Origin of the sequence: Aeromonas lusitana, assembly GCF_002812985.1 — a bacterium.
In the GTDB taxonomy this organism is placed as follows: domain Bacteria; phylum Pseudomonadota; class Gammaproteobacteria; order Enterobacterales; family Aeromonadaceae; genus Aeromonas; species Aeromonas lusitana.
The window spans coordinates 83,023-104,382 of sequence record NZ_PGCP01000022.1; the positions used below are offsets into that span (position 1 = coordinate 83,023).

Annotated in this window: 23 protein-coding genes; 1 reads left to right on the forward strand and 22 read right to left on the reverse strand. The window is 61.3% G+C overall.

The window, feature by feature from the left end:
- Positions 1 to 55: 55 nt before the first annotated feature.
- From murG to CUC44_RS14475, 11 genes are all read right to left on the reverse strand, one after another.
- Positions 56 to 1,123 carry an undecaprenyldiphospho-muramoylpentapeptide beta-N-acetylglucosaminyltransferase gene (gene murG / locus CUC44_RS14425; protein WP_100860603.1) on the reverse strand — a complete coding sequence of 356 codons (1,068 nt, stop codon included), beginning with the start codon at positions 1,121 to 1,123 and terminating at the stop codon, positions 56 to 58.
- Positions 1,120 to 2,304, reverse strand: a complete 1,185-nt coding sequence (ftsW, locus tag CUC44_RS14430) for a cell division protein FtsW (protein ID WP_100860604.1) — start codon at positions 2,302 to 2,304, stop codon at positions 1,120 to 1,122. The genes murG and ftsW overlap by 4 nt, the downstream gene beginning before the upstream one ends.
- The gene (murD, locus tag CUC44_RS14435; RefSeq protein WP_100860605.1) at positions 2,301 to 3,584 is read right to left on the reverse strand and encodes a UDP-N-acetylmuramoyl-L-alanine--D-glutamate ligase; all 1,284 of its coding nucleotides are present in this window, start codon (positions 3,582 to 3,584) and stop codon (positions 2,301 to 2,303) included. The genes ftsW and murD overlap by 4 nt, the downstream gene beginning before the upstream one ends.
- Before the next feature lie 3 nt (positions 3,585 to 3,587).
- Positions 3,588 to 4,670 (reverse strand): phospho-N-acetylmuramoyl-pentapeptide-transferase, encoded by a 1,083-nt coding sequence (gene mraY, locus CUC44_RS14440; RefSeq protein WP_100860606.1) that lies wholly within the window; start codon positions 4,668 to 4,670, stop codon positions 3,588 to 3,590.
- Positions 4,664 to 6,019, reverse strand: a complete 1,356-nt coding sequence (locus CUC44_RS14445) for a UDP-N-acetylmuramoyl-tripeptide--D-alanyl-D-alanine ligase (RefSeq protein WP_100860607.1) — start codon at positions 6,017 to 6,019, stop codon at positions 4,664 to 4,666. The genes mraY and CUC44_RS14445 overlap by 7 nt, the downstream gene beginning before the upstream one ends.
- Positions 6,016 to 7,500 (reverse strand): UDP-N-acetylmuramoyl-L-alanyl-D-glutamate--2,6-diaminopimelate ligase, encoded by a 1,485-nt coding sequence (gene murE / locus CUC44_RS14450; RefSeq protein WP_100860608.1) that lies wholly within the window; start codon positions 7,498 to 7,500, stop codon positions 6,016 to 6,018. The genes CUC44_RS14445 and murE overlap by 4 nt, the downstream gene beginning before the upstream one ends.
- The gene (locus tag CUC44_RS14455) at positions 7,481 to 9,235 is read right to left on the reverse strand and encodes a penicillin-binding transpeptidase domain-containing protein (protein ID WP_100860609.1); all 1,755 of its coding nucleotides are present in this window, start codon (positions 9,233 to 9,235) and stop codon (positions 7,481 to 7,483) included. The genes murE and CUC44_RS14455 overlap by 20 nt, the downstream gene beginning before the upstream one ends.
- A complete protein-coding gene (ftsL, locus tag CUC44_RS14460) occupies positions 9,232 to 9,546 on the reverse strand; it encodes a cell division protein FtsL (RefSeq protein WP_100860610.1) in 315 nt (104 codons plus the stop codon). Before ftsL ends, CUC44_RS14455 begins: the two co-directional genes overlap by 4 nt.
- 3 nt (positions 9,547 to 9,549) lie before the next feature.
- On the reverse strand, positions 9,550 to 10,488 hold the full coding sequence (gene rsmH / locus CUC44_RS14465; RefSeq protein WP_100860611.1) for a 16S rRNA (cytosine(1402)-N(4))-methyltransferase RsmH: 939 nt from the start codon (positions 10,486 to 10,488) through the stop codon (positions 9,550 to 9,552).
- On the reverse strand, positions 10,489 to 10,947 hold the full coding sequence (gene mraZ / locus CUC44_RS14470; RefSeq protein WP_100860612.1) for a division/cell wall cluster transcriptional repressor MraZ: 459 nt from the start codon (positions 10,945 to 10,947) through the stop codon (positions 10,489 to 10,491). It lies immediately after the preceding gene.
- 238 nt (positions 10,948 to 11,185) lie between these two features.
- The gene (locus CUC44_RS14475; protein ID WP_100860613.1) at positions 11,186 to 11,482 is read right to left on the reverse strand and encodes a hypothetical protein; all 297 of its coding nucleotides are present in this window, start codon (positions 11,480 to 11,482) and stop codon (positions 11,186 to 11,188) included.
- 255 nt (positions 11,483 to 11,737) lie between these two features.
- Between CUC44_RS14475 and CUC44_RS14480 the strand changes: the two genes are divergently transcribed.
- Positions 11,738 to 12,592, forward strand: a complete 855-nt coding sequence (locus CUC44_RS14480) for a lytic transglycosylase domain-containing protein (RefSeq protein ID WP_100860704.1) — start codon at positions 11,738 to 11,740, stop codon at positions 12,590 to 12,592.
- Here the strand turns inward: CUC44_RS14480 and CUC44_RS14485 are convergent.
- The 11 genes from CUC44_RS14485 to lafA (CUC44_RS14535) all read right to left on the reverse strand — a co-directional run bounded on the left by CUC44_RS14485 (position 12,528) and on the right by lafA (CUC44_RS14535) (position 21,298).
- Complete coding sequence (locus CUC44_RS14485; protein WP_100860614.1) at positions 12,528 to 12,986, reverse strand: hypothetical protein; 459 nt, start codon at positions 12,984 to 12,986, stop codon at positions 12,528 to 12,530. The genes CUC44_RS14480 and CUC44_RS14485 overlap by 65 nt on opposite strands.
- Positions 12,973 to 13,920, reverse strand: a complete 948-nt coding sequence (gene lafU, locus CUC44_RS14490) for a lateral flagellar motor protein LafU (RefSeq protein WP_100860615.1) — start codon at positions 13,918 to 13,920, stop codon at positions 12,973 to 12,975. The genes CUC44_RS14485 and lafU overlap by 14 nt, the downstream gene beginning before the upstream one ends.
- Complete coding sequence (lafT, locus tag CUC44_RS14495) at positions 13,920 to 14,777, reverse strand: lateral flagellar motor stator protein LafT (RefSeq protein WP_100860616.1); 858 nt, start codon at positions 14,775 to 14,777, stop codon at positions 13,920 to 13,922. Before lafT ends, lafU begins: the two co-directional genes overlap by 1 nt.
- Before the next feature lie 51 nt (positions 14,778 to 14,828).
- Positions 14,829 to 15,539: a lateral flagellar system RNA polymerase sigma factor LafS gene (gene lafS, locus CUC44_RS14500; RefSeq protein WP_100860617.1), complete on the reverse strand. Its 711-nt coding sequence runs from the start codon at positions 15,537 to 15,539 to the stop codon at positions 14,829 to 14,831.
- Between the two features lie 5 nt (positions 15,540 to 15,544).
- Positions 15,545 to 16,003 (reverse strand): lateral flagellar basal body-associated protein LafF, encoded by a 459-nt coding sequence (gene lafF / locus CUC44_RS14505; protein WP_100860705.1) that lies wholly within the window; start codon positions 16,001 to 16,003, stop codon positions 15,545 to 15,547.
- A 41-nt stretch (positions 16,004 to 16,044) separates the two neighbouring features.
- Positions 16,045 to 17,112 (reverse strand): flagellar hook-length control protein FliK, encoded by a 1,068-nt coding sequence (locus CUC44_RS14510; RefSeq protein WP_100860618.1) that lies wholly within the window; start codon positions 17,110 to 17,112, stop codon positions 16,045 to 16,047.
- On the reverse strand, positions 17,103 to 17,423 hold the full coding sequence (locus tag CUC44_RS14515) for a LafX (RefSeq protein ID WP_244166792.1): 321 nt from the start codon (positions 17,421 to 17,423) through the stop codon (positions 17,103 to 17,105). Before CUC44_RS14515 ends, CUC44_RS14510 begins: the two co-directional genes overlap by 10 nt.
- Positions 17,424 to 17,561: 138 nt before the next feature.
- Complete coding sequence (lafC, locus tag CUC44_RS14520) at positions 17,562 to 17,954, reverse strand: lateral flagellar export chaperone LafC (protein ID WP_100860620.1); 393 nt, start codon at positions 17,952 to 17,954, stop codon at positions 17,562 to 17,564.
- Between the two features lie 39 nt (positions 17,955 to 17,993).
- Positions 17,994 to 19,277, reverse strand: coding sequence for a lateral flagellar capping protein LafB (gene lafB / locus CUC44_RS14525; RefSeq protein ID WP_100860621.1), 1,284 nt, complete (start codon positions 19,275 to 19,277; stop codon positions 17,994 to 17,996).
- A 115-nt stretch (positions 19,278 to 19,392) separates the two neighbouring features.
- Entirely contained in the window at positions 19,393 to 20,256 is an 864-nt protein-coding gene (gene lafA / locus CUC44_RS14530; protein ID WP_100860622.1) for a lateral flagellin LafA, read from the reverse strand.
- A gap of 178 nt (positions 20,257 to 20,434) precedes the next feature.
- Positions 20,435 to 21,298 (reverse strand): lateral flagellin LafA, encoded by an 864-nt coding sequence (lafA, locus tag CUC44_RS14535; RefSeq protein WP_100860623.1) that lies wholly within the window; start codon positions 21,296 to 21,298, stop codon positions 20,435 to 20,437.
- Positions 21,299 to 21,360: the final 62 nt, after the last annotated feature.

Below are 21,360 nucleotides of genomic sequence, written 5' to 3' on the forward strand. Positions count from 1 at the left end.
CATTTCTGTAGACAAGACAGCCGGCGTTGCCAGTGCCATCTTGATCATCATTTTCTCAGTGGGCCGCAAGCCGTTTGCACTCGTCGGCAACCCGCTCGGCGGCGTCGGTAATCGCGACGCGACGGGCGGCCTGGGCCATGTTCAACAGGGTTTCCCTGCGCCCGGCGAGCCAGGAGAGACGCGCGGCCAGGGAGGCCGTGGTCAGCTCGGATTGGGGCAGGAACTCGGCCGCTCCGCCATCGACCAGAGTCAGGGCGTTGCGGGTTTGGTGATCGTCCACCGCATGGGGCAGCGGCACGAAGATGGCGGCGAGCCCGGCGGCGGCCACTTCGGAGACCGTCAGGGCTCCCGCGCGGCACACCACCAGATCGGCCCAGGCATAGGCATCGGCCATGTCCTTGATGAATTCGCTCACCTCGGCATCGACACCCTGCTGGGCATAGGCTGCGGCCACAGTATCCCTGTTGCCCTTGCCGGTCTGATGACGCACAGCAATAGGCACGCCGGCGGCGGCAACGGCGGAGGGCACCACGTCGTTCAGCACCTTGGCTCCCAGGCTGCCGCCGACGATCAGCAGGCGCAGTGGCTCGGCTGCGCTGCGAAGCACGGGATCCGGCAGAGCAACGACCTCGGGGCGTACCGGGTTGCCGACCACGGCGGTGCGGGCATTCGGTGCAAAGGCGCCGGGGAAGGCCATCAACACCCGCTTGGCGATGCGGGCCAGCAACTTGTTGGTCATGCCGGCGGCGGCGTTCTGTTCATGCAACAGCAACGGGATCCCGGAGAGCCAGGCGGCGACACCACCCGGACCCGAGGCGAAGCCGCCCATGCCGAGTACCACGTCGGGTTGGATGGTCTTGAGGACACGGCGGGCCTGCAGCACGGATTTGACGATACGGTAAGGTGCGGCCAGCAGACGCTTGATGCCGTTGCCACGCACCCCCTGGATGTCGATAAAGGAGATGGGGTAACCGTGGGCAGGCACCAGTTCGGCCTCCATCCGGTCGGCAGTGCCGAGCCAGTGAACGGTCCAACCCTGGGCCTTGAGGCGATCGGCCACGGCCAAGCCGGGGAACACATGGCCCCCGGTACCGCCTGCCATCACCAACAGCGTCTTGCTCACGAAACCTCCCGCACGCGCGCCTGGGCACTGGCCTGGCGCAACTCGAAATCGATACGAATCAGCATGCTCACCGCCACCATCATGATGATGAGACTGGAGCCGCCATAACTGACCAGGGGCAGGGTCAGGCCCTTGGTGGGCATCATGCCACTGGCCGCCCCCACGTTGACGAAGGTCTGGAAGCTGAACCAGATGCCGATGCCGATGGCCAGATAGCCTTCATACAGCCGCTCGGCCACCAGCGCCTGATGACCCAGCTTGAGCGCCTTGATCGCCAGCGCGAAGATGAGGAAGAGCGCACCCAGCACGCCCACGTAACCAAGCTCCTCGCCGAGGATGGCGAACACGAAGTCGGTGTGCGCCTCCGGCAGGTACTCCATCTTCTGGATGGAGTTACCGAGCCCCTCGCCAAACCAGCTGCCACGACCGAAGGCCATCAGGGACTGGGTCAGCTGATAGCCACTGCCAAACGGATCGGCCCAGGGGTCGAGGAAGGAGGTAACCCGCCGCATCCGGTACGGCTCGGCGATGATCAGGGTCACCACTGCGCTCACCCCCACCAGGATGAGGCCGATGAACTGCACCAGCCGGGCGCCCGCCAGGAACAGCATGCCAAGGGAGGTGACGAACATCACCACCACAGAGCCCAGATCGGGCTGGGCCAGCAGCAAGATGGCCACCACGAACAGCACCGCCATGGGCTTCATGAAACCGATGAAACGCTCACGCACCTCGTTCTGACGGCGCACCAGGTAGCCCGCCAGATAGACGAACAGCGCCAGCTTGCCAAACTCCGCCGGCTGCAGGTTGAAGGGTCCGAGTGGCAACCAGCGCACCGAGCCGTTGACACTGCGACCCACCAGCAGCACCAGCACCAGCATGACGATGGCGAGCAGCAGCATGGGGCCGTTGTACTGCTGCCAGCGCGCCATGGGCACCTGCAGCACGAACCAAGAGATGCCGAGCGCCATCAGCAGGAACAGGCCGTGACGCTTCACGAACATGAAGGGGTCGTTGTTGATGGCGATCCCTTCGGGGATCGATGCGGAGGCCACTATCACCAGGCCCACCGACATCAGCGCCAGGGCCAGCACCACCAGTTGCCGATCGTAGAGGCCGGCGGGGCGCGCCGGTAACAACCAGCGTTGCAAGAAGCCTGCGACGATGCGAAGGGCGTTCATAACTTTTGTACCAGCTCGGTGAAGCGATCACCGCGCGCTTCGAACGACTTGAACTGATCGAGACTCGCACAGGCTGGGGCCAGCAGCACCCAGTCACCGGGCCGGGCGTCGGCCGCGGCCTTGGCGACGGCGGCATCGAGGGAGGCAACCCGCTCGGTCTGCTCCCCTAAGGCGAGCAGGACGTCGGCATCCTGACCAAAGCAGTACATGTGGTCAATTTGACTGCCAAGGAGCGATTGAACGGGGCCAAAATCCTGCCCCTTGCCCTGACCACCAGCCAGTAATAGCAGTCGGCCCTTGACGGATTCACGCACGCCAGCCACGGCGGCCAGGGTCGCCCCCACGTTGGTGGCCTTGGAGTCGTTGATCCAGCGCACCCCGTTCACCTCCCGCACGAAACGGGCACGGTGGGGCAGGCCTTCGAAGCGGCGCAGCACCCGCAGCTGTGGTTCGCGGGGAATGCCGACCGCATCGCACAGGGCCATGGCGGCCAAGGCATTGGCCTGGTTGTGGGCGCCGACGATCTTCATCTCGTCCACCGCGAGCAGCGGCTCGCCGTGCAGGGTCAGCCAGTGGCGCCCCTCCAGCAGGCAGCGGCCGTAGCCGTTGCAGTCGAGGCCAAAACTCTGCCACACCTGACCCACATCGGGCTGGGTCTTGGCATCGTCACGGTTGATCAGTATGTGTTGGGAATTCTGATGGATCTCCTGCTTGGCGGCGCGGTAGTCGGCCATGCCAGCGTAGCGATCCATATGATCTTCAGAGAGGTTGAGCACCACTGAGGCGGCGGCGCGCAGGCTGTGGGTGGTCTCGAGCTGGAAGCTGGAGAGCTCGAGCACGCAGAGATCCATGGGCTGCTTGAGCAGCTCCAGCGCCGGGGTGCCTATGTTGCCACCCACACCGACCTTGAGGCCCGCTTCGGCAATCATCTCGCCCACCAGGGTCGTGACGGTACTCTTGCCGTTGGAACCTGTGATGGCAATGACCGGCACCTGGGTTTCACGCACGAACAGCTCGATGTCGCCGACGATGCGCACACCGAACTCGGCCGCAGCTTGCAGCTCTGGGGTCGCCAGCGCAATGCCCGGGCTCGCCACTATCATGTGTGCCTGCTTGAGCCGCGCTGCGTCCAATCCGTGGATGAGCTCCACCTCTTCCGGCAATTGATCCTTGCCCGGCGGGTTGGCGCGGGTATCCATCACCAGGGGCGTCACACCGCGACTGCGGAAGTAATCGACACAGGAGAGTCCGGTTTTGCCGAGTCCGATGATGATGACCATGGCTTATCTCACCTTCAGGGTGGCGAGGCCGAGCAGCACCAGCATGAGAGTGATGATCCAGAAGCGCACGATGACGCGCGGCTCCGGCCAGCCCTTCTTCTCATAGTGGTGATGGATCGGCGCCATGCGGAAGATGCGCACGCCGCGCAGCTTGTAGGAACCCACCTGCAGGATCACGGAAACCGTCTCCATCACGAAGACGCCCCCCATGATCACCAGCAGGAACTCCTGACGCACCAGCACGGCTATGGTGCCGAGCGCACCGCCGAGGGCCAGGGAGCCCACGTCACCCATGAAGACCTGAGCCGGATAGGTGTTGAACCAGAGGAAGCCAAGGCCGGCACCGACGATGGCGGTACAGACGATCACCAGCTCGGAGGCATAGGGCACGTAGGGAATATGCAGGTAGTTCGCGAAGTTGACGTTGCCGGTCGCCCAGGCGATCAGGGCGAAGCCCCCCGCCACCATCACGGTCGGCATGATGGCGAGGCCATCCAGACCGTCGGTCAGGTTGACCGCGTTGGAGGTGCCGACGATGACGAAGTAGGTCAGCACGATGAACATCAGGCCGAGCTGCGGCATCACATCCTTGAGGAAGGGCACCACCAGCTGGGTCTGGCCATCGTGAGTGGCCGTGCTATAGAGGAATATCGCTACCGCCAGCGCCACTGCGGATTGCCAGAAGTACTTCCAGCGGGCGATCAGGCCGTCGGTATTCTTGCGCACCACCTTGAGGTAGTCATCGGCAAAGCCGATGGCGCCGTAGGCACCCAGCACGAACAGCACCAGCCAGACATAGGGATTGTCGAGGCGGCACCAGAGCAGCACGGAGATGAAGATGGCGGCGATGATCATCAGGCCCCCCATGGTCGGGGTGCCCTTCTTGCTGAGGTGAGACTCGGGACCGTCGTTGCGGATCACCTGGCCGAACTTCATGATCTGCAGACGGCGAATGAGGCGAGGTCCCATCCAGAGCGCGACAGTCAGACCCGTGATGATCGACAGGATGGAGCGAAACGTCAGGTAGGAGAAGACGTTGAAGAAGGTGAAGTGCGGGGTGAGCAGTTCCGCCAGCCAGACTAGCATGTGGCTGACTCCTGACGGTCAGTGACCATCTTGACGATATCTTCCATGCGGGAGCCACGGGCGCCCTTGACCAGAATCGAAATTTCTTGATGTGTATTTATCATTTGCGCGAGCACTTCAAACAACGACGCCTTGTTATCGAAATGTCGGCCAGCCGCGGCATCTGCGGTATGGCGACTCTGTTCCCCTACGGTCAGCACGGCGTCAAGGCCGCGCTCGCTGGCGTGGCGTCCGACCCGGGCGTGCTGCGCGGCGGACTCCTCACCCAACTCTTTCATGTCACCGAACACCAGCACCTTGTAGCCACCCATGGCAGTCAGGGCATCGATGCCCGCCAGCACGGATTCCACGCTGGCGTTATAGGTGTCATCCACCAGGGTGAGGCCACCCCAGCGCTGTACGCAGAAGCGACCCTTGACCGGCGCCATCTGCTCCAGCCCGGCCTTGACCGAAGCCAGCGAGGCGCCGAGTGCGAGACAACCTGCAGTCGCCGCCAGGGCGTTCGCCACGTTGTGACGACCGGGAATGGCCAGGGTCAGGCTTATTTCACCGTTCGGCGTCACCAGGGTGCACTCGGCGCAGCCATCGGCGTTGAAACGGATGTCGCGAGCGTGGAACGGCTGGGTCTGATCCTCGATGGAGAAGGCACAATGGATGCCCTTCGCCTGCCACTTGGGCCAGAACTCGTTGTCGGCGTTGACGATGGCGCTGCCACCTTCATGCAGCCCCTCGAAGATCTCGCTCTTGGCGTGGAACACACCTTCCAGGGAGCCGAATCCTTCCAGATGGGCGGCGGCCACGTTGTTGATGATGGCGGCATCCGGCTTGGCCAGTGACGTGGTCCAGGAAATCTCACCAGGGTGATTGGCACCCAGCTCCATCACGGCGAAGCGATGTTGCGGCTCGAGACGCAGCAGGGTGAGCGGCACGCCCACCTCGTTGTTGAAGTTGCCGGCGGTGGCCAGCACCTCCCCCTCACAGCGCAGGATGGCGGTCGCCATCTCCTTGACCGTGGTCTTGCCACAGCTGCCTGTGATGGCCAGCACTTTCGGATTGATGCGCTCACGCACCAGCTTGCCGAGACGACCCAGCCCCTTGAGGGAGTCGCTGACGACCAGCTGGGGAATGGCCAGGGGCAACTCGCGCTCCACCAGCAGGGCAGAGGCACCGGCGGCCACAGCCTGATCGCAGAAATCGTGGGCGTCGAAACGCTCGCCGCGCAGGGCAACGAACAGCGCACCTGCACCCAGGGTGCGGGTATCGGTACTGACCGCCGTGATCTCGGCGTCGTCACCGATCAGACGGGCATCGAGTACCTGTGCCAGCTCGGCAAGCCTGAGGGTCATCATCTGAATGACTCCAATAATGTGTGCAAGGCGGCGGCGACGGTTTCCCGGTCACTGTAGTGCCGCTTGTCGGTTCCAATGATCTGATAATCCTCGTGGCCCTTACCGGCCACCAGGATGATGTCCTGTTTGCTCGCCTGACCCAGCGCCAGCTCGATCGCCTTGACCCTGTCATGTTCGATCTGCACGGTGCCGGGATCACGAAGACCCGCCACCATGTCCGCCATGATCTGGGCCGGCTCCTCGGTACGGGGATTGTCGTCGGTCAGGATCACGCGATCCGCATATTGCTCTGCCATGGCCGCCATCATGGGACGCTTGCCGCGATCCCGGTCACCGCCACAGCCAACCAGACACCAGAGCTGGCCTTCACAATGCACCCGCAGGGCCTGCAGCGCCTTCTCCAGCGCATCCGGGGTATGGGCATAATCGACCACGGCAAGGGGCGCATCGCCGCCGCCGAAGCACTCCATGCGACCGGTCACGGGTTGCAGCTTGGGCGCGGTCGCCAACAGCGCGTCGAACTCGTAACCGAGTACCAGCATGGCGCCCATGGCCGCCAGCACATTGCTGACGTTGAAGCGGCCGAGCAAGGGGGCGGATAATACACCATTCCCCCAGCTGGAGTTAATGCGTGTGTGAAAACCTTGTTGATGGAAGTGGGGATCCTGCGCCGTTAACTGTCGCCCAGAGTGGTTTTCAATCGGACCGTTCACACCGAAGGCCACGGCAGCGGGATAACGGGCAAGCCAGCGCTGGCCCAGTGCGTCATCGGCATTGATGACCGCATTGGGCTCGTCCACCAGCTGGAGCAGCTCTTCCTTGGCGGCGCCATAGGCCTCCATGGTGCCGTGATAGTCCAGATGATCCCGGCTCAGGTTGGTGAACACGGTCGCCGCAAACGGCAAGGCCGCCACACGATGCTGCACCAAGCCGTGACTGGAGACTTCCATCGCCACCAGATCGGCACCTTGCTGTTGCAGGGCTGCCAGATTGGCCTGCACCTCCACCGCACTGCCAGTGGTATTTTGTGCTTCCACCAGACCACCGAACAGGCCATTGCCTATGGTGCCCATCACCCCGGCCTTGCCCCCCAGCAGGGTGCGCCAGTTCGCCACCAGCAGCGCCGTGGTGCTCTTGCCGTTGGTGCCCGTGATGCCGACCAGTTGCAACTTTTGCGCGGGTTGGTCATAGAAATACCCGGCCAGCTCGGAGAGCCTGGCGGGCAAGTCGGGGAGTCCGAAGCAGGGCACAGTCAGCTCAGGGGCGACGAATTCATCGTCTTCCTCAAACAGGACGGCGGTGGCTCCCTGAGCCACCGCCTGTTCGATGAAGCGTCTGCCATCCACCTGGTGACCGCGAATGGCCACGAAGAGGCAACCGGGCCCGACGCGCCGACTGTCCAGTTGAATGTCGGTGAGGGTGAGCGCCGGGGCATAGATGCCGAACGGGCGCAGCAGTTGATCAAGTGCGCGGGGCAGCATTAGGAGCCTCCATACGGGCGAGCTTGGCGGGAACTGCAGGAGCTATCCCGTCGGGACGAATATTGAAGAGCTGCAACACGCCGCCCATGGCCTCGGCGAAGGGCGGTGTCGCCACGGCGCCGCCGTAATAGGCGCTGCCCTTGGGCTCGTTGATCACCACCACCATGACGAAACGGGGGTTGCTGGCCGGGGCGAAACCGGCGAACCAGGCCATGTAGTCCTTGCCATAGCCACCCGCGACGGCGACCTTGGCGGTACCACTCTTGCCACCGACCCGGTAACCCGGGATCTTGGCCTTGGGGATGGCGTTGTCGACCACGTACTCCAGCGCCTGCAACATGGCGGTGGCGTTGTTGTGATCGATGACCTGCTCACCCTTGGGCGGCTGGGTGACCTTGATGATGGAGAGCGGTACCCGCTTGCCCTTGTTGGCCAGGGTGGCATAGGCGGAAGCCAGCTGCAGCGGGGTGACCCGCAGGCCATAGCCAAACGACAGGGTCGCCCGCTCGATATCGGACCAGCGACGACGCTGGGGCAGCATGCCGCTGCTCTCACCCATCAGGCCACTACCGGTGTCCATGCCGAAACCGACCATGCTGAGGGTATTGATCATCTCCTGGGCCGGCATGCGCAGCGCGATGCGCGACATGCCGATGTTGGAGGAGTAGCGCAGGATGTCGTACAGGTTGGTCGCCTTGTGGATACTCACATCCCGGATCTGCTTGGCGCCGATAAACAGGGGTCCACCCTGGATGGTGTCTTTCCAGCTGGTCACGCCCGCCTGGAGGGCACTGAGCAGGATCAGAGGCTTGATGGTCGAACCCGGCTCATAGGTATCGGTCACCACCCGGTTGCGTACCCGGAAGCTCTGGTACTGGCCCCGATTATTCGGGTTATAGGAGGGGGTGTTGACCATGGCGAGCACTTCGCCCGTCTTCACGTCCAGCATCACCATGGAGCCGGAGGTGGCCTTGTTCTCATCGGTGGCGCGCTTGAGCGCCCGGTAGGCCAGGGCCTGTACCCGTTGATCGATGCTGAGCTGCAGATCGTTGGAGTTCTTGCCTTCCTTGACCAAACCGAGCCGCTCTATGACCCGGCCCTGACGGTCTTTGCGCACCCGCATCTCCCCCGGGGTCGCGGTCAACCATTCGTTGTAGCTGCGCTCTATCCCCTCGATCCCGCTGCCATCTATGTTGGTCACCCCCACCAGATGGGAGCTGATCTCGCCGGTCGGATAGAAGCGACGAGACTCGGGGCGCAGATAGATGCCACCGAGCTTGAGCCCCTTGATGTATTCCGCCACCGCCGGCGTCACCTGACGCTGCAGGTAGACGAAGCGCTTGCTGGGGTTGGAGATGCGATGCTTGAGGGTATTGATGTCGAGCTTGAGCACGGCGGAGAGCGCCAACCAGGCGCGCTCGTTATGGATGGCGCCGGAGCTGTGCACCGTCTTGGGATCGGCCCAGACCGCTTCGACGGGGACCGAGACGGCCAGCTGCTCGCCGTTGCGATCCGTGATCATGCCGCGCACCGCCTGGGTGGAGGTGGTGCGCAGTGAACGCATGTCCCCCTCCTGACGCAGCCGGTCTGGGTCGATCACCTGGATCCAGGCAAGACGCAGGATCAGGCCTGCAAACGCGATGCCGATGAAAAACACCAACGTGCGAAAGCGCCACGGATAGAGTGACGGGGCTTTAGCCTTGGGTTGGGCCTTGGTGGTGGCCTTGCGTTTCATGGTTGCGTTATTACCTTCTCGGTGGTCACCAGCGGGCGAGCCATCTGCAATTTATCCATGGCCAGACTCGCCACCCGGGAGTGCTCGGCCAACGTGCCCTGCTCCAGCAGCAGGTGCCGCCACTCGATATTGAGCCTGTCCTCTTCCGCCATCAGATCATTCTGCTTGGCCGTCAGGCCCCGGGTCATGTTGGTCACCAGGATCACCGCAAAAGCGGTGACCAGCACGGCGACGGCCAGGACGACCTGCAGCTTGTGGCGCCAGAGATCACCGATGATCTCCTTGGCCAGATGAACACGCACCTCGCTCATGACTCAATCCGCCAGGCGCTGGGCGACCCGCAGCACTGAGCTGCGGGATCGGCTGTTTTCGGTGACTTCATGCTCGGACGGCTTGAGCGCCTTGCCGATCGATTTCAATTTGCGACCACCGGCCAGCTGAGCCTCGGTCAAGGGGATGCCGTGCGGTACCTCGGGCCCCTTCTCATGCTTGCGGATGAAGTGCTTCACCAGCCTGTCTTCCAGGGAGTGGAAGCTGATGACAGAGAGGCGTCCTTCCGGCGCCAGCGCCTGCAGGGCGCCGTTCAGTGCGGTTTCGATCTCGTCCAGTTCGCTGTTGATATAGATGCGGATGGCCTGGAAGCTGCGGGTCGCCGCATGCTTGCCCTTCTCCTTGCTCGGATTGACCCGGGCAATCATCTCCGCCAGCTGGCGGGTGCGCACATAGGGCTCGGTCACCCGATCGTGGACGATGGCGCGAGCGATCTTCTTGGCAAAGCGCTCCTCACCGAAGGTCTTGAGCACCCAGGCGATATCGTCCACATCGGCCTTAGCCAGCCACTGGGCGGCGCTCTGGCCGGAAGTCGGATCCATCCGCATATCCAGCGGACCGTCCTTCATGAAGCTGAAGCCGCGCTCGGCATCGTCGAGCTGGGGGGAAGAGACCCCGAGATCCAGCAAGAAGCCGTCAACCTTGCCGAGCAAACCGCGCTCGCTCAGATAGGAGGTAATGCCGGAGAAGGGGCCGTGCACGATTTCGAAGCGGGGATCCTGGATCTTGGCCGCCTCGGCAATGGCCTGCGGATCCCGGTCGATGGCGATCAAGCGACCCTGTGGGCCGAGCTTTTCGAGAATGAGACGAGAGTGACCACCCCGGCCAAAGGTACCGTCGACGTAGATACCGTCCGGCTTGATGGCCAGCCCTTCGACGGCTTCGTGCAACAGCACTGTGATGTGTTCAGCGGCTTGGGTCATTTATAAAGAAAAATCCTGTAGTCGTGGTGAACTTGCCCAATCGTCCTCGGGCAGGCCCTGGATGTCGTCATTGATCTGTTGTTGCCAGCGGGCTTCATCCCACAGCTCAAACTTGTTGAGCTGGCCCACCAGCATGATTTTCTTGTCCAACCCCGCATGGCTGCGCAGCGGCTGGCTCAGCAACAGACGGCCGTTGCCGTCCAGCTCGCATTCGATGGCGTTACCGAGCAACAGGCGCTGCAGGCGGCGCTCCGCCGGGTTGGTGCTGGAAAGCGTCTTGAGCTTGCGCTCGATCTCTTCCCATTCATTCAGGGGATAAAGCAGCAGACAGGGATGGGCAATGTCGATGGTGCAGACCAGCTGGCCGTCGCATTCGTCGCGCAGCCAGTCTCGATATTTGGTCGGAATCGCCAGTCGCCCTTTGCTGTCCAGGCTGATGGCGTGAGCGCCACGCAACAAATTGCAGTCCCCAAGGGTGAGTTAAAGGGGCAAATCGCCCGATAAAACCACTTTGATCCACTTTTCTCCACCCTGAAGTTTAAGGACGAGCAGGAGGCTTTTCAAGCAAGGATCTTGGACATGGGGAACATATTGACGCAGCGCTTGGACACTACCGATTAAATGAGTTGATTTTCCACGAGTTATTCATGATGGAATTAAATTCATCCCATCAACAACGGCTGATAAATATTCGAAATCAGGGGGTAATGATGAAACGAAACAATACGACCGCACACAGAATAATGCTCACTCCCACCACGGGGTAGATGATGTAACCATCCCCCGCCCGCCGGGCACGCAGCACAACCAGCTGGCAGAGCAGCAGGTTATAGAGGATAAGAAGGAAAGTCAGCAGAAGATTGGCACCAAAGGTCAGTTCCTCTGCATATATGACATAGAGCCACATCAAACCAAAATTGGCGAGGATCAGATAGAGCAAAAATTTCTGAATCGCCCTACCCGCCTTTGGGGTCTTTTTTACTCGTGTTATCATGCTTATCACGTCCTGGATACCACATGAACAGTCGACAGAAATTGTCAAAAACTGTTGAGATTCATCATGTTTTTATCATTTCTCCGCCAGGCACCCGCCTCCTTGATTAAATTATCACCGCGTTTGTTCGCCTGTCTGGCCCTGCTGCTCAGTCCCCATGGTTACTCTTATGATAATTATCATTGGCAGGCAGGCTTTCCTACCCCCTTGGGAGGAAAAGGAGCCGAACTGGTCAGCCAGCAAACCCAATTCCTGTTGCAACAACAAACCCATCTGCAGAAACGGATCACCCAGTCGCAACCCATGATCCGTTGGGTCGAGCAGCAGGTTCGCGAGCGCAAGTTGCCCTCCATGCTGGCGTTTCTTCCCTTGATCGAGAGCAGCTACCGGCTGGATGTGGTCTCCTCGGCGGGAGCCGCCGGCCCCTGGCAACTGATGCCGGATACGGCGACGCGATTCTCCGTCCCCATGACCAGCAGTTTCGATGGCCGTTACTCGCTGCCCCTGGCGACGGATGCGGCCCTCACCTATCTCGGCTGGTTGTATCAGTTCTTTGGACAGGACTGGCTGCTGGCGCTGGCGGCCTATAACGCAGGAGAGGGACGGGTGCTGAAGGCGGTGCTCAGTGCGGGGACGCGCAACCTGTGGGAGTTGTCACTGCCGACGGAGACCCGCCTCTACGTGGCGCGCTTCATCGCCCTCTCTCAGCTATTGGACAGGGCGGCGCATTACCGCTTCGCGCTGCCATCGTGGCAGGAGGGAGAGAGTATTCAGGTGTGGCGACAGCCGGGGGAGTGCTCATTGCTGAGCTGGGCGATGGCCAAGGGGGTCTCCATGAATGACGCCAGCCGCTGGAATCCAGCCTGGCAGCTACCCGATGCCCAGGGCGTCACCAACTGCCCCATCGTCTATAGCCACAGCAAGGCGCCAAGCAAAACCAGACCGACTGAGCAGCCCCTGCTGGTGAGGGCGGTATCACTCGAGAGCCTGCACGATCCCCTCTTGCTGCAACCGGCCAGAGGCCTGGACATGGGGCGCGGTGGTCTCAGTCTTGCGCCGTTGCCGGATCCGCTGGGATTGAAGCAGAACCGCCCTCTGCTGGCGCCATGAAGCAGTGGCGCCAGTGGCTGAGCACGGGCGCCAGGTCAACAGACTCCGGTGATGCCCAGCGCGCGCCATAGAAGCTGAGGTACTGGCCTATGGCTCGCCTGTGGGTGATCTGGCACTCCAGCAGGATCCGGGGCGATAACGACAGGCTGACGACATCCGGCAGCACAAAGCGGGAGGGGGTCAGGAAGCCCACGCCGCCCGGTCCTATGTCCTTGATCACCGCCCGACCGATGCTCTTGTCAAACAGTAAGCCTGACACCATGAGCCTGGCCGCGATGCCACAGCTCTGGGACTCCAGCGGGGTGGAGCCATCGTGCAGATACCAGCGGGGAACCTTGCGCCTGGGATCGTTGAACTCACTCCATTCCGGTTGTTCGGTGTCAGGGGTTCCCATGGGTGACGGCATCCTTGGCTTGCTGAGTGGCGACTTGGGTTTGGGTGCTGAAGAGTTGCTCCAGATTCTTCTCGGCCTGGGTCGTCATCACCAGCAACTCGATGCGACGGTTCTGGCTGCCTCTGGGATCGGCGGTATTTTCCAGCATGGTATCCGACATGGCGACCACCTGGCCGACTCGCTCCGGCGGCATGCCACCGGCGAGCAAGACCCGCCGCGCCATCATGGCCCGATCCGATGAGAGCTCCCAGTTGCTGTAGTTGTCCCCGGCGAACGGGGTGCTGTCGGTGTGACCCGAGATCATGACCCGGTTCTCCACTCTCTGGAAGACGGGAGCCAGCGCCATCAGCAGGTGGCGGAAGAAGGGGCTGATGCGGGCACTGCCACGGCTGTACATCTCCCGCTCGTCGTCATCGCGAATAAGGATCCGCAGGCCCTGGGGCACCAGTTGCAGCTCCAGGTTGTTCTTGGCCTGCATCTGATCAGCCATGGAGCCGATGAAGCCAGCCAGCTGCTTCATCTGCGCCTCACCCTCGATCTTGCCCACCAGCAGACTCTCGTAACCGCCATCGGCGCCGTCATTGAAGATGCTGCGATTGCGCTCCATGTGTTTGGGCATCCGCTGTCCCTCTTTCACAAACTGCGGGCTCAGCTCTTCCAGTACGGAGGGATTACCACCGAGATCAACAGGATATGGGCTGTTGCGGATGTCGAACGGGTTCGCCTCGCTGTCCATGATGCTGTAGTCGCGCAACCGGCTGGCGACCACCTCACGCTCCTCCTGGCTCGATACCGCCAGGATCCAGAGCACCATGAAGAAGGCCATCATCGCCAGAGTGAAATCGGCGAAGGCCACCTTCCATGCGCCACCGCTCTTGGGTCCGCTGCTGCGCCTTTGCTGGCGCTTGATGATGATCTGTTCGTGGTTGCGCATCACATGGCCCTGTTCGTCACCCAATCTTCCAATTCGAGGAAGCTGGGTTTCACATCAGGCTCCAGCATCTTGCGGCCCGAGTCGACGGAGAGCAGTGGCGTCTTGCCGCGCAACTGGGCGATCAGGATCGACTTGATGCACATCAGCATACCGATGCGGCGCTTGACCATCTCTTCCATGGCGTTGCTGATGGGCTCCAGCAGGCAGTAGCAGAGGAAGATGCCGATGAAGGTGCCCACCAGGGCCGCGGCCACATGCACCCCTATGTTGCTCAAGGGGCCATCGAGCTGCTGCATAGTGATGATGATCCCCATCACGGCCGCCAGGATGCCAAAGCCGGGGCACGCCTCCCCCGTCTTGTGCAAGGCATGGGCGGGCTTGAGCATGTCCTCCTCGATGGCCATGATCTCCTGCTCCAGAATGGTGTCCAGCTCGTGGGGGGTGATCTTGCCCATACCCAGCAGGCGCAGGTTATCTATGATGAAGCCGAGCAGTTGCGGATCCTCGGACACTTGGGGGTACATCAGGAAGACAGAGCTCTGCTGCGGGTTCTCGATATGCTCGTCCAGCGCCTTCATCCCCTTGCTGCGGGTCTCTTCCAGCAGTTGATGCATCAGGGTCAGCAGCTCGCGATAGATCTCCTTCTCGTCCTTGTTGGACTTGAAGCAAAGCTTCACCTGGCGCCACATTTCATGCATCACCTCCTTGGAGTTGCCAAGGAACATAGAGCCGGCGGCGGCCCCTATGATGATGATGAGCTCGGCCGGCTGCCACAGGGCGATAGGTCGCCCCCCGGCCATCATGAAGCCCCCCAGCACACAAATGAAAATGACACCAAGACCTATCTGTTTTTGCATGTATGCTCCCGCAGAATTCATGAAGCCTCCCCCGCGGGGGAGAGGCGCTATTTATATGGAATCGACCAATCGCTGCTTGAGCTGAAGGACACACTGCTTGTGCAGCTGACACACTCGTGACTCGGTCAGGCCGAGCACCAGGGCGATCTCCTTCATGTTCAGTTCTTGCTGGTAGTAGAGGGAGAGCAAGAGTTGCTCCCGCTTGTCCAGGGAACCAAGCACCTTGCTGAGGGTCATGGCCATGTCCACGTCATCGGACTCTGCGGTCGGGGCCTTGCCGCCGCTCTCCAGCCACTCTTCCAGGCTTTGCAGCGCCTCGGCCTGGCTGGCATACGCGAGCTGACGCACCTCTTCGACCGAGCAATCCAGCGCCTGGGCCAGCTCCTGCTCGGTCGGATTGCGTCCGAGGCGGTTGAACAACTCACGCTGCACCTGATTGTGACCGTGTACCTGCTGGCGCAACTGGCGGGGGCGCCAATCCAGGCGGCGCAACTCATCCAGCATGGAGCCGCGGATCCGCTTGAAGGCATAGCTCTCGAACTGGGCATCCGGCTCGCTGCCATAGCGTCGCCAGGCTTCCAGCAAGCCCATCATGCCGACCTGCTCCATGTCTTCCTGATCGAAACTGGCCGAGACCTGGCTGCGCAGATGACTGGCGGCCCGCTTCACCAGCGGCAAATAACGGGTCAGGATCGCCTGCTCGCCGGTGCGGGGGGGCGAGACGGCCAGTTCGTCATGGGTATCCCAGCCAGAATCCAGCATGGCCGCTATTGCACCAGCACCTTGGTGATCAACACTTCATCCAGATAGGGCTGGTAGCCATACCCCTGCAAGGTGGTGACCAGCTTGCTCAGCAAAGAGGTCTGCAGGGCAGAGATGTTCTGCAACTCCTTCTTCACCGCATCGTGGGAGCGGTGGCTGAAATACTGCACCATGGCATTGCGAATAAGGGGGGTCAGCTCATTGAGGGTCTCGAGCTGCTTCGGGTTATGGGTGACCAGCGCCAGCTCCAACACCAGATAATGAGGTTCCATCTCCCCTTCCAGGCTGATGACGAACCGCTCCATGGGCTTGAACAGCGGCGTCTTGCTGAGCTCGGGCTTGGCTTCGGCCAGACCCAGCCAGACGGCAATAGTATCGCGCTTGAGATACGCACCGTAACCCAGCACTGCCAGCAGGCACAGCGCCATGATCACCACCATCAACCACTTCATGAAACGCCGCATCATTTAAAATCACTCTCGCTATTGCCGGAATATGGGAAAAATCACACCAGGGTATTGAGCCACTCCTGGGCAGGGCCATCGGATGCGGCAGGCTCTTCGCTCCACTGCCGCCTTCCCGCCAGGATCTTGTCCTGCGGTTGCCAACGCTCGCCTCGCTCCTGTTCCCCGCCCTGACCGACATTGACCTCGACGCCGCCGGCATGATGAGGTGCCAGGCTCATGCGCAGCCGCTCCATCGACTGGATCAGGGCCTCACGCACCGCCGGGTTGGTCACATTGAGCTGCACGTTCAACCGATCGCCCTCGACCCTGACCGTCAATTCGAGACGGCCAAGCTCAGGGGGATCGAGGCGAATATGGGCCTGCTTGATGCTCTGATTGACCTGCAGCTCGACCTTGTCTTTGAGCACATCCACCAGTTGCTGACCCCACTGGGCCGGGCTGTCGGCCAGGCGGGCAGGCGCCCACTGGTATTCCGCCGCTCGGGTCAGTGGCGCCGCCTGCAGTTGTCCTGCCACGGTCTTGAAATCGGAGGTAAAGGGATCCCGCTCGGACCTGTCTCCCAGCAGGGATTGCAGGTTGGCGATCAACTTGTCGGGCAGTGGCAGCTTGTCGCTCTGGCCAACGGACTGGTTCAGTACCCTGGCGACGTCCCCCGTGAGCGGGACGGGTCTCTCCTTGCTTCCCTCGGTGAACGCCACCATGGGGGGCCGCTCGGCCTCCAGCCGCTCGAAGCGAGACAGGGCCCGCAGCGTCGCAGAGGCGGACGGGGATTCATCATTGAGCCCCTCGGTGGCAACCGCAGGGGCCGCGGCATCCGGCTGCTGGCGGGCTGCCAGCAAGCGTGACGCCTCTTCATGGCGCACAAAAACGGGAGGAATATGGGTAAAAGCGCGCAGTTGCTCCACGACATCGGGAAGGGACTGATCAACCGTATCGTCAACCGGCTCCTTGGTAGAGATTTCCTCTACCACAGGGGGCATGTCCAACGGCAGATCCAGTGGCTGATACTGCTCCCCCTGTCCATCGGGCTGGCGGGAGAGACGGGTAAAACCACCCGTGTCCTGGGTGGGCAAGGATTCGGTGCCGACAAACTGGATCAGGCCCATTCTTGTGCCTCGTCATAGGCTTGCAGCCCTTCTCGCTTGTCGGACAACGACTGCCACTCCTGCTTGCGCTGCCTGGTTTCCTGCTCGCACAGTGCAAAGGCATCCTGATGCCAGGCTCGTACCTGATCACGGGCCGGGGCCAGCGCGTCCCACAACCCGGGTTGCTGGCGCACATGCCCGATGAACTGGGCCAGACGCTGATCCGTCAGGCGCACCGCGTCCCACTGCCCGGCACGCGCCTGCTGTAGTATCAGACGCCCCAACCCCAGTAGCTGGCGTTGGCGAGTCTCGCGTTCCGTGCCTGGTTGCACAGACCCTGTCATGGACATGATGATGGCCCCAAAATAAGAAGACCCTGCGGATAAGCAAGGAGCAGGCCAGATATATAGCTGTTTAATTTCAATGCGTTACATTCATAACGGCATGGATGAGGAAAGACGTCTTCCGCCTTAGCGAGGATGGCGCGCCATCGCTTCCCAGCCTTCCTTCAACTCCTGCAGGATGCGGCGCACCTCGGCGAAGCCGGCCACATCGTTGGCCACGCTGATCTCGAACAGCCGCTGCCCGCAGTAGTCGTACAGACGGTGCAGGTTGGTCGCCAGCTCTCCCCCCTTCTCCATGTCGAGGGCACTGTCGAGCCCCCCCAGGATCTGCAGGCACTTGTTGATGGATTGCCCTTTGCGCTCGTACTGCTTGGCCAGGATGTGGCCCTCGGCCCGCGCGACCTCGTCGAGCAGGCCGTCCATCAGCATCAGCACCAGCTGGTGCGGATCGGCACTCGCCGCCTTGGCCTGGGTGGCGGCGAACTGGTAGGCATCGTAGCCATCTTGGGGTTCAAACATGAAAGACTCACTTATTCAGGAGGAGAGGCGCTCACCGACTCACAATGCGCCCATGGTTTGCATCATCTGGTTCATGGTGGTGAACTGGTTGAGGTAGCGCTTATACGCGGATTCCATACGGCGATCCAGTGCCTCCATCCGCTCGTTCACCCGCTTCTCGGTGGCCTCCAGGCCGGTCTTGCGCCCCTTCAGGGCACCATCCCGCTTGGTGTAAGGATCGAGTGAATCGCTCATCCGCTTGAGCAGGCCATCATCCCCCATCAAGGCCTTGCCAAGCAGCTCGGGATCTTTTTCCAGCGCCTTGTTGAAGTCGGTCTCGTTGAAGGAGAGCTTGCCCGCCTTGTCGGTCTTGATGCCGAGGCTGCTGAGGCTGAGTCCATCCGGCAGATCCCGCACACTGCGAGAGAGAGCACTCTTGAGGCTGCGCACCCCGCTGTCGGAGGAGAGGGCACCCGGCGCCTTGGGATCGCTGGAGGTCATCTTGCCCAGCTCATCAATCAACTCGTTGTAGCTGTCGACAAACTTCTTGAGGGAGCCGGTCACCGCCTCCTTGTCCTGATCTATCGTCACCATCAGGGGGGCATCCCCTGCCTTCTGGGCCTTGGTCAGCTGGAAGGTCAGGCCGTCGACCACGTTTTCTATCTTGTTGCTGGAGGAGGTGATGGTCAGCGGGTTGTCGCCCCCCATCTTCAGCCTGGCATCCTGCGCCTGGGTGATGTCCGTCTTGCCGGCGACGGCCGTGCCCAACGCATTGGCGGCATCGCCGCTGTAACCCAGGGTGATGGCATTCTCCACCCCGCTCTCCTTGCTGGTCAGCACCATGCTGACCTTGCCGTCGGTGCGCACCAGGGTCGCCTTCACGCCCGGATTGTCCTTGGCGTTGTTGATGTGGGAGACCAGATCCTTGGCGGTGGCACCCGCTGGCAGCGTCGCCAGATCGATGTCGATGGCCTTGCCCTTGACCGTCAGGGAGAAGACACCGTCGGCCGGCAGGGGCGCCGTGTCGCTGTCGAGTTGCAGACCCACCTGATGGGACTGGGCAAGTTGCTCCACGAAGAAGTTGTACTGGCCAGAGCTCGCTTTGCCATTGCTGGTCACCGTCATGACCCCGTCCTGGGACATGGTGGCCTTCTGGGCCTGCAGGTTGGTGGCCTTGTTCAAATCCTTGAGCATGGTCTGGAAGGTCGACAGCTTGGTGGTGAGCGTGCTGATGGCGCTCTGCTGTCCCTTGACGCTATCCAGTTGCTTTTTCAGCAACTTGTCCATGTTCTGGCGCTCGATGGCGACCAGTTGCATCGCCATGCTGGCTGGATCTACTTGCATCATCACATCCTTATCAACTTAATCGGTGGCATGCCCGTTGGAAAAAACCGGCTCGGCTCTTTCCAACGCGCAAGCAATAACAGGGCCACCCCTCTCGGAGTGGCCCGGCAACGCATTAACGCAGCAGGGAAGTCACCATGCCGGTCATCTGGTTGGAGTTGGACAGCACGGACATGCCAGCCTGCATCAGCATCTGGTTCTTGGTCATGTTGGTGCTCTCCTGAGCGAAGTCGGCATCCATGATGCGACCGTTCGCCAGGTCGGTGTTCTCTTTCATGTTGGAGAGGTTGTTGACCGTGTGCTCCAGACGGTTGATGTTGGCACCGAAGGCGGAGCGTGCTTCACCGATCCCCTTGGAGAAGGTGTCCAGCTCGGTCATGGCGGCGGTGGCCTTGGCCTGGTCATCGATACCGGCGGCAACAGCGGTACCCTTGGTACCCTTGTCATCGGCAATCACACCCTTGAGGGCAGTGGCCAGAGTGCCATCGTCTTTGAGCTCCAGCTTCTCGGCACCGGTGCCGCCGATCTGGAAGGTCACGGCTTTCTGGAAGCCTTGATCCTTGGCCAGCAGAGTCTGACCACCGAAGGTGGTGTTGCTGGTGATGTTGTCCAGCTCGGCGCGCAGTTCGGTGAACTCGGCATTCATCGCCTTGCGATCGTCAACAGTGCTGGTGCCGTTAGCAGACTGGGTGGCCAGATCCTTCATGCGCTGAACTATGTTGCTCATCTCATCCATGGCACCTTCGCCGGTCTGCATCATGGAGATGGCATCCTGGGCGTTGCGCATACCCACTTTCTGACCGCTGGACTGAGCTTGCAAACGAGTTGCCATCTGCAGACCGGCTGCGTCATCGGCAGCGGAGTTGATACGCAGACCGGTACCCAGACGCTGCATGGCGGTGCCCAGCATCTTGTTGGTGGTGTTCAACTGGCTCTGAGTAGTCAGAGAGGCGAAATTAGTGTGAATGGACAAACCCATGATTTACTCCTCAAAAAAGCTGCATTGCAGCGGGTAACTCTACAAAGATGAGAAGCGACAAGAGCAGGCCAAGACTTGAATGGAGAACGGAAAAAATGATGAGAAGGCGGAAAAGCGGAAGCGGAGGGAAGGGGCAGGAGGAAGAAGGCACTCATCCCAAGGATGAGTGCCACTGGGATTAACGCAGCAGGGAAGTCACCATGCCGGTCATCTGGTTGGAGTTGGACAGCACGGACATGCCAGCCTGCATCAGCATCTGGTTCTTGGTCATGTTGGTGCTCTCCTGGGCGAAATCGGCATCCATGATGCGGCCGTTCGCCAGGTCGGTGTTCTCTTTCATGTTGGAGAGGTTGTTGACGGTGTGTTCCAGACGGTTGATGTTGGCACCGAAGGCAGAACGGGACTCACCAATCTTCTGGGAGAAGGTATCCAGCTCGGCCATGGAGGCGGTCGCCTTGGCCTGATCACCGATACCTACCTTGACTGCAGCGCCATCGGTACCCTTGCCGGTACCCACAACTTCTGCCAGCGCCTTCGCCAGGGTGCCGGTCTTTTTCAGTTCCAGCTTCTCAGCACCGGTACCACCAATCTGGAAGGTCACATCTTCCTGGAAGCCCTTGCCGGTCTTGAGCAGTTCTTGTCCGCCGAAGGTGGTGTTGTTGCTGATGTTGTCCAGCTCGGCGCGCAGTTCGGTGAACTCGGCATCCATGGCTTTACGATCTTCGGCGGTGCTAGTGCCGTTAGCAGACTGGGTAGCCAGATCCTTCATACGCTGAACGATGTTGCTCATCTCGTCCATGGCGCCTTCACCGGTCTGCATCATGGAGATGGCGTCCTGGGAGTTGCGCATGCCCACTTTCTGACCGCTGGACTGGGATTGCAGGCGGGTAGCCATCTGCAGGCCAGCGGCGTCATCGGCGGCGGAGTTGATGCGCAGACCGGTACCCAGACGCTGCATGGCGGTGCCCAGCATCTTGTTGGTGGTGTTGAGCTGGCTCTGGGTGGTCAGAGAAGCGAAGTTGGTGTGAATGGACAAGCCCATGATGTATTCCTCGATATGTCGCTGCGCTGCAGCCTGTTAGGTGGACATCAGATATAGGCGAC

What these genes read in the sequence shown, in the direction of transcription:
- CUC44_RS14455 (WP_100860609.1), bottom strand. Translation starts at nt 9,235, where the DNA reads ATGAAACGCAAGGCCACCACCAAGGCCCAACCCAAGGCTAAAGCCCCG.
- lafT (WP_100860616.1), bottom strand. Translation starts at nt 14,777, where the DNA reads ATGCAAAAACAGATAGGTCTTGGTGTCATTTTCATTTGTGTGCTGGGG.
- murE (WP_100860608.1), bottom strand. Translation starts at nt 7,500, where the DNA reads ATGCTGCCCCGCGCACTTGATCAACTGCTGCGCCCGTTCGGCATCTAT.
- CUC44_RS14510 (WP_100860618.1), bottom strand. Translation starts at nt 17,112, where the DNA reads ATGGGCCTGATCCAGTTTGTCGGCACCGAATCCTTGCCCACCCAGGAC.
- lafU (WP_100860615.1), bottom strand. Translation starts at nt 13,920, where the DNA reads ATGCGCAACCACGAACAGATCATCATCAAGCGCCAGCAAAGGCGCAGC.
- ftsW (WP_100860604.1), bottom strand. Translation starts at nt 2,304, where the DNA reads ATGAACGCCCTTCGCATCGTCGCAGGCTTCTTGCAACGCTGGTTGTTA.
- lafB (WP_100860621.1), bottom strand. Translation starts at nt 19,277, where the DNA reads ATGCAAGTAGATCCAGCCAGCATGGCGATGCAACTGGTCGCCATCGAG.
- CUC44_RS14475 (WP_100860613.1), bottom strand. Translation starts at nt 11,482, where the DNA reads ATGATAACACGAGTAAAAAAGACCCCAAAGGCGGGTAGGGCGATTCAG.
- lafS (WP_100860617.1), bottom strand. Translation starts at nt 15,539, where the DNA reads ATGCTGGATTCTGGCTGGGATACCCATGACGAACTGGCCGTCTCGCCC.
- CUC44_RS14445 (WP_100860607.1), bottom strand. Translation starts at nt 6,019, where the DNA reads ATGATGACCCTCAGGCTTGCCGAGCTGGCACAGGTACTCGATGCCCGT.
- ftsL (WP_100860610.1), bottom strand. Translation starts at nt 9,546, where the DNA reads ATGAGCGAGGTGCGTGTTCATCTGGCCAAGGAGATCATCGGTGATCTC.
- lafA (WP_100860623.1), bottom strand. Translation starts at nt 21,298, where the DNA reads ATGGGCTTGTCCATTCACACCAACTTCGCTTCTCTGACCACCCAGAGC.
- murD (WP_100860605.1), bottom strand. Translation starts at nt 3,584, where the DNA reads ATGGTCATCATCATCGGACTCGGCAAAACCGGACTCTCCTGTGTCGAT.
- CUC44_RS14485 (WP_100860614.1), bottom strand. Translation starts at nt 12,986, where the DNA reads ATGGGAACCCCTGACACCGAACAACCGGAATGGAGTGAGTTCAACGAT.
- lafA (WP_100860622.1), bottom strand. Translation starts at nt 20,256, where the DNA reads ATGGGTTTGTCCATTCACACTAATTTCGCCTCTCTGACTACTCAGAGC.
- lafF (WP_100860705.1), bottom strand. Translation starts at nt 16,003, where the DNA reads ATGCGGCGTTTCATGAAGTGGTTGATGGTGGTGATCATGGCGCTGTGC.
- mraY (WP_100860606.1), bottom strand. Translation starts at nt 4,670, where the DNA reads ATGCTAGTCTGGCTGGCGGAACTGCTCACCCCGCACTTCACCTTCTTC.
- rsmH (WP_100860611.1), bottom strand. Translation starts at nt 10,488, where the DNA reads ATGACCCAAGCCGCTGAACACATCACAGTGCTGTTGCACGAAGCCGTC.
- lafC (WP_100860620.1), bottom strand. Translation starts at nt 17,954, where the DNA reads ATGTTTGAACCCCAAGATGGCTACGATGCCTACCAGTTCGCCGCCACC.